Genomic DNA, 6549 nt, shown 5'->3' with positions numbered 1-6549 from the left:
ATTGATAACTAGAATGAACCCCAATTCTTCCATATATTCGTGAGATATGAGTTTCAACTGTACGATAAGAAATATTTAACATTCTACCAATTTGCTTGCTGGTATACTTGTGTAACATCAGGAAAATAACATCCCATTCCCGTTGAGTAAAAAGATCAGTCGGTGGCTGGAACATAATATTGGCTGGCAATTTTCCATGAAATAGCCGGGTGAATGAAAAATCCTGAACTTGCCAACCATGATATATAGTCCCCATACAGCTTCTGTCTTCATGATAAAGAGGATATTTTTCAAAAAAATAGGATGACAGAATTTGTTCTTTTCCATGTACATGTGTTATGAGTGAACACATCCTTTCTTCTTTTTCCATCACTATCTTATCATGAATCATATATTCTTTAGCAAATTCGGCCCCATCCCAGGGAAGGTCATAATCATAAAGCCCCTCATAATCAAAAGAGCTTGAAATATTTTGAACATGTTTACATGCTTGGTTGGCATAAATAAAACATGCATTTCTATCCTTTATTCCCCAAGGCTCATTGCTTTGCTTCATTGTATTAATAATCTGAGGTGATATTACATAGTTCTTTTTCATATTTAATGAGAATTCTTATTTATCTAGTGGTTAAAGAAACATTCTACTCTCTGGATGCACAAACCTTTCTGGCACATAGAGATCATAATCATTGGTGCGACAATATTCTTCTAATTGACGACTAGAATGAAGACCAATTCGTTTACATATGCGTGAAATATGGTTTTCAACCGTACGGTAGGAAATATTTAACATTGTACCGATTTGCTTACTGGTATACTTGTGTAACATCAGGAAAATAGCATCCCATTCCCGTTGAGTAAAGCGATCAGTCGGTGGTTGAAATAATATAGACGCCGGAAGTTTTCCATGAAATAGGCGAGTGAATGAGAAATCTTGGGCTTGCCAACCATGATATATAATGCCTACACAGCTTCCGTCTTCATGATAAAGAGGATATTTTGCAAAAAAGTAGGATGATAGAATTTGTTCTTTTCCATGTATATGTGTCTCAAGTGAACATATTCTTTTTTCCTGTTCTACCACTTTTTTGTCATGGACCATGTATTCTTTGGCAAATTCGGCGCCANTGCACAAATCTTTTTGGCACATAGAGATCATAATCATTGGTGCGACAATATTCTTCCAATTGACGACTAGAATGAAGACCAATTCGTTTACATATGCGTGAGATATGGTTTTCAACCGTACGGTAGGAAATATTTAACATCATACCGATTTGCTTATTGGTATATTTGTGTAACATCAGAAAAATAACATCCCATTCCCGTTGAGTAAAGCGATCAGTCGGTGGTTGAAATAATATAGACGCCGGAAGTTTTCCATGAAATAGGCGAGTGAATGAGAAATCTTGGGCTTGCCAACCATGATATATAATGCCTACACAGCTTCCGTCTTCATGATAAAGAGGATATTTTGCAAAAAAGTAGGATGATAGAATTTGTTCTTTTCCATGTATATGTGTCTCAAGTGAACATATTCTTTTTTCCTGTTCTACCACTTTTTTGTCATGGACCATGTATTCTTTGGCAAATTCGGCGCCATCCCAGGGCAATTCATGCTCATAAAGCCCTTCATAGTCAAAAGAGCTTGAAATATTTTGAAGACGTTTACATGCCTGATTGACATAAATATAGCGTGTGTTCTCATCCTTTATTCCCCAGGGCTCATTACTCTGCTCCATTGTATTAATAATCTGAGGAGAGATGACATAGTTCTTCTTCATATTAGTGAGAACTCCTTTTAATCTAAGGGTTAAGGGAGCATTCTGCTTCCAGGTTGCACAAATCTTTTTGGCACATAGAGATCATAATCATTGGTGCGACAATATTCTTCCAATTGACGACTAGAATGAAGACCAATTCGTTTACATATGCGTGAGATATGGTTTTCAACCGTACGGTAGGAAATATTTAACATCATACCGATTTGCTTATTGGTATATTTGTGTAACATCAGAAAAATAACATCCCATTCCCGTTGAGTAAAGAGATCAGTCGGTGGTTGAAATAATATAGACGCCGGGAGTTTTCCATGAAATAGGCGAGTGAATGAGAAATCTTGGGCTTGCCAACCATGATATATAATGCCTACACAGCTTCCGTCTTCATGATAAAGAGGATATTTTGCAAAAAAGTAGGATGATAGAATTTGTTCTTTTCCATGTATATGTGTCTCAAGTGAACATATTCTTTTTTCCTGTTCTACCACTTTTTTGTCATGGGCCATGTATTCTTTGGCAAATTCGGCGCCATCCCAGGGCAATTCATGCTCATAAAGCCCTTCATAGTCAAAAGAGCTTGAAATATTTTGAAGATGTTTACATGCCTGATTGACATAAATATAGCGTGTGTTTTCATCCTTTATTCCCCAGGGCTCATTACTCTGCTCCATTGTATTAATAATCTGAGGAGAGATGACATAGTTCTTCTTCATATTAATGAGAACTCCTTTTAATCTAAGGGTTAAGGGAGCATTCTGCTTCCAGGTTGCACAAATCTTTTTGGCACATAGAGATCATAATCATTGGTGCGACAATATTCTTCTAATTGACGACTAGAATGAAGACTAATTCGTTTACATATGCGTGAAATATGGTTTTCAACCGTACGGTAGGAAATATTTAACATTGTACCGATTTGCTTACTGGTATACTTGTGTAACATCAGGAAAATAACATCCCATTCCCGTTGGGTAAAAAGATCAGTCGGTGGTTGGAACATAATATTGGCTGGCAATTTTCCACGAAATAGTCGGGTGAATGAAAAATCCTGAGCTTGCCAACCATGATATATTGTTCCTATACAGCTTCCGTCTTCATGATAAAAAGGGTATTTTTCAAAGAAGTAAGACGACAGAATTTGCTCTTTGAAGAATTTATGTGTTATAAGTGAACACGTCCTTTCTTCTTTTTCCATCACCATTCTGTCGTGAGTCATGTATTCTTTAGCAAACTCGGCTCCATCCCAGGGAAGGTCATAATCATAAAGCCCTTCATAGTCAAAAGAGCTTGAAATATTTTGAACACGTTTACATGCTTGATTGGCATAAATAAAGCATGAGTTTTTATCTTTTATTCCCCAGGGCTCATTACTCTGCTCCATTGTATTAATAATCTGAGGGGAGATGGCATAGTTCTTCTTCATATTAGTGAGATTCCTTTTTAATCTAAGGGTTAAGGGAGCATTCTGCTTCCAGGTTGCACAAATCTTTTTGGCACATAGAGATCATAATCATTGGTGCGACAATATTCTTCTAATTGACGACTAGAATGAAGACCAATTCGTTTACATATGCGTGAAATATGGTTTTCAACCGTACGGTAGGAAATATTTAACATCATACCGATTTGCTTACTGGTATACTTGTGTAACATCAGGAAAATAACATCCCATTCCCGTTGGGTAAAGCGATCGGTCGGTGGCTGGAACATAATATTGGCTGGCAATTTTCCACGAAATAGTCGGGTGAATGAGAAATCCTGAGCTTGCCAACCATGATATATTGTTCCTATACAACTTCCGTCTTCATGATAGAGAGGGTATTTTTCAAAGAAGTAAGACGACAGAATTTGCTCTTTGAAGAATTTATGTGTTACAAGTGAACATATTCTTTCTTCTTTTTCCATTACTATTTTATCATTGGTCATGTACTCTTCAGCAAATTCAGCGCCATCCCAGGGAAGATCATAATCATAATGCCCCTCATAATCAAAGGAACGTGAAATATTTTGAACGCGATAATTAGCTTGATTAGCATAAATAAAGCATGAGTTTTTATCTTTTATTCCCCAGGGCTCATTACTCTGCTCCATTGTATTAATAATCTGAGGTGATATTGTATAGTTCTTCTTCATACTAGTGATAACTCCTTTTAATCTAAGGATTAAGGAAACATTCTGCTTTCTGGATGCACAAACCTTTCTGGTACATAGAGATCATAATCATTGGTGCGACAATATTCTTCTAATTGACGACTAGAATGAAGACCAAGTCGTTTATATATGCGTGAGATATGGGTTTCAACCGTACGGTAGGAAATATTTAACATTCTACCGATTTGCTTACTGGTATATTTGTGTAATAGGAGGAAAATAACATCCCATTCCCGTTGGGTAAAGAGATCAGTCGGTGGCTGAAATAATATAGATGCGGGAAGTTTTCCATAAAATAGTCGAGTAATTGAGAAATCTTGGGCTTTCCATCCATGGATAAAGATACCGATACATTCGTTTTCATCATTATAGATTGGATATTTTTCCGAAAAATAAGATGATAGAAATTTATCTTTCCCATATGTATGTGTTTCAAGTGAACATATTCTGTTTCCTTGTTTCATAACACTTTTATCGTGAATAACGAATTCTTTTGCAAATTCAGCCCCGTTCCAGGGAAGTTCACTGTCATATTTCCCTTCATAATCAAATAAATCCGGGATATTTTGCATTTGTCTAAGTGCCGAATTACAAAAAATCCAGCATGAGTTTTTGTCTTTGATTGCCCAAGGTTCATTACTTTGTTGCATGGTGTTAATAACTTGAGATGAAATAATTAATTCATTTTCCATGTTATCATTCCTCTTTCTAGCCTTAAAATTAGATATTTGATCTTATAATCTATTTAACTCACGGCTACCTCAAACCCTAGGATAGTGTTTATAATAAAATAATTGTTTAACATTATGAATAAATTTTTTTTATCTGCATTGCTGTAGATAAAGTTTGAAGAACTATCCGTTATTTCCCACGGCTCATTGTTCATCTCCATTGTATTAATAATCTGAGGTGATAGTGCATAGTTCTTTTTCATATCAGTAACAACTCCTTTTTAATCTAAGGGTTAAGGGAGCATTCTGCTTCCAGATTGCACAAATCTTTTTGGCACATAGAGATCATAATCATTGGTGCGACAATATTCTTCCAATTGACGGCTAGAATGAAGACCAATTCGTTTACATATGCGTGAGATATGGTTTTCAACCGTACGATAGGAAATATTTAATATTGTACCGATTTGCTTACTGGTATATTTGTGTAACATCAAAAAAATAACATCCCATTCCCGTTGAGTAAAGCGATCAGTCGGTGGCTGAAATAATATAGACGCCGGAAGTTTTCCATGAAATAGCCGGGTGAATGAGAAATCCTGGACTTGCCAACCATGAAATATCGTTCCCATACAGCTTCCGTCTTCGTGGTAAAGAGGATATTTTTCACAAAAATAGGATGACAGAATTTGTTCTTTCCCAAATAGATGTGTTTCGAGTGAACATATTCTTTTTTCTTCTTCCACCACTATTTTATCTTGAGTCACGTGTTCTTTAGCAAATTCAGCACCATTCCAAGGAATTTCATAATCGAAAAGTCCTTCATAGTTAAAAGAATTTGAAACATTATGAAGAGATTTTAATGCCAAATTAACATAAATAAGGCATGAATTTTCATCTTTTATTCCCCAAGGATCATTACTCTGTTCCATTGTATTAATAACTTGAGATGAAATAATTAGTTTATTGCTCATGTTATTACTCCTTTTTCTTTAGCCTTAAAATTAGATTTTTAATCTTATAATCAATTTAACTCACGACTATCCAAAACCCTAGGATAGTTCATAATCATAAAACCCTTCATAATCAAATAATTTTTTAAAATTATGAATAAATTTTTTTTAGCTGCATTGCCGTAGATAAAGTTTGAAGAACTATTCATTATTCCCAACGGCTCATTGTTCATCTCCATTGTATTAATAATCTGAGGTGATATTGTATAGTTCTTCTTCATACTAGTGATAACTCCTTTTAATCTAAGGATTAAGGAAACATTCTGCTTTCTGGATGCACAAACCTTTCTGGTACATAGAGATCATAATCATTGGCGCGACAATATTCTTCTAATTGACGACTAGAATGAAGACCAAGTCGTTTATATATGCGTGAGATATGGGTTTCAACCGTACGGTAGGAAATATTTAACATTCTACCGATTTGCTTGCTGGTATATTTGTGTAACATCAGAAAAATAACATCCCATTCCCGTTGAGTAAAGAGATCGGTCGGTGGTTGGAACATAATATTGGCTGGCAATTTTCCATGAAATAGCCGGGTGAATGAGAAATCCTGGACTTGCCAACCATGAAATATCGTTCCCATACAGCTTCCGTCTTCATGATAAAAAGGGTATTTTTCAAAAAAATAAGACGAAAGAATTTGTTCTTTTCCAAATTTATGTGTTAAAAGTAAACATATTCTTTCTTCTTTTTCCATTACTTTTTGATCATGAATGATATATTCTTTGGCAAATTCGGCACCACCCCAAGGAATTTCATCATCGTAACGTCCCCCATAGTCAAAGGAGCTTGAAATGTTTTGAAGATGTTTACATCCTTGATTGGCATAAATGAAACGTGAGTTTTTATCCTTTATTGCCCAGGGGGCATTACTCTGTTCCATTGTATTAATAACTTGAGATGAAATAATTAGTTTATTGTCCATGT

9 protein-coding genes and 1 pseudogene are annotated in these 6549 nt (G+C 35.4%); all 10 read right to left on the bottom strand.

All coding sequences use genetic code 11. The features are described 5' to 3' along the window. Window positions 1-598, bottom strand: a 598-nt coding sequence (locus tag CKY02_RS14020; protein ID WP_112895765.1) for a helix-turn-helix transcriptional regulator, incomplete at its 3' end; no start/stop codon positions are given. Window positions 599-628: 30 nt separating this feature from the next. After that, a pseudogene (locus tag CKY02_RS14015) lies at window positions 629-1126 on the bottom strand (helix-turn-helix transcriptional regulator); the annotation flags it as partial. Continuing rightward, entirely contained in the window at window positions 1092-1784 is a 693-nt protein-coding gene (locus CKY02_RS14010; protein WP_112895748.1) for a helix-turn-helix transcriptional regulator, read from the bottom strand. The gene CKY02_RS14010 and the pseudogene CKY02_RS14015, both read right to left, overlap by 35 nt. 29 nt (window positions 1785-1813) lie before the next feature. Beyond that, window positions 1814-2494 (bottom strand): helix-turn-helix transcriptional regulator, encoded by a 681-nt coding sequence (locus CKY02_RS14005; protein WP_112895747.1) that lies wholly within the window; start codon window positions 2492-2494, stop codon window positions 1814-1816. 29 nt (window positions 2495-2523) lie between these two features. Further along, window positions 2524-3204, bottom strand: a complete 681-nt coding sequence (locus CKY02_RS14000) for a helix-turn-helix transcriptional regulator (RefSeq protein WP_112895746.1) — start codon at window positions 3202-3204, stop codon at window positions 2524-2526. Window positions 3205-3233: 29 nt separating this feature from the next. Continuing rightward, window positions 3234-3914, bottom strand: coding sequence for a helix-turn-helix transcriptional regulator (locus CKY02_RS13995; RefSeq protein WP_112895745.1), 681 nt, complete (start codon window positions 3912-3914; stop codon window positions 3234-3236). Window positions 3915-3943: 29 nt separating this feature from the next. Continuing rightward, entirely contained in the window at window positions 3944-4624 is a 681-nt protein-coding gene (locus tag CKY02_RS13990; RefSeq protein WP_112895744.1) for a PAS and helix-turn-helix domain-containing protein, read from the bottom strand. Between the two features lie 272 nt (window positions 4625-4896). After that, window positions 4897-5577, bottom strand: a complete 681-nt coding sequence (locus CKY02_RS13980; protein WP_112895743.1) for a helix-turn-helix transcriptional regulator — start codon at window positions 5575-5577, stop codon at window positions 4897-4899. Window positions 5578-5627: 50 nt separating this feature from the next. Continuing rightward, entirely contained in the window at window positions 5628-5837 is a 210-nt protein-coding gene (locus CKY02_RS13975; RefSeq protein ID WP_338047384.1) for a hypothetical protein, read from the bottom strand. A gap of 29 nt (window positions 5838-5866) precedes the next feature. Beyond that, on the bottom strand, window positions 5867-6547 hold the full coding sequence (locus CKY02_RS13970) for a helix-turn-helix transcriptional regulator (protein ID WP_112895742.1): 681 nt from the start codon (window positions 6545-6547) through the stop codon (window positions 5867-5869). Window positions 6548-6549 lie beyond the last annotated feature (2 nt).

The organism is Photorhabdus bodei, assembly GCF_003287735.1.
Classification (GTDB): Bacteria; Pseudomonadota; Gammaproteobacteria; order Enterobacterales; family Enterobacteriaceae; genus Photorhabdus; species Photorhabdus kayaii.
The sequence above is the reverse complement of the archived record's forward strand: the minus strand, read 5'-3'. Positions and strand labels throughout refer to the sequence as shown.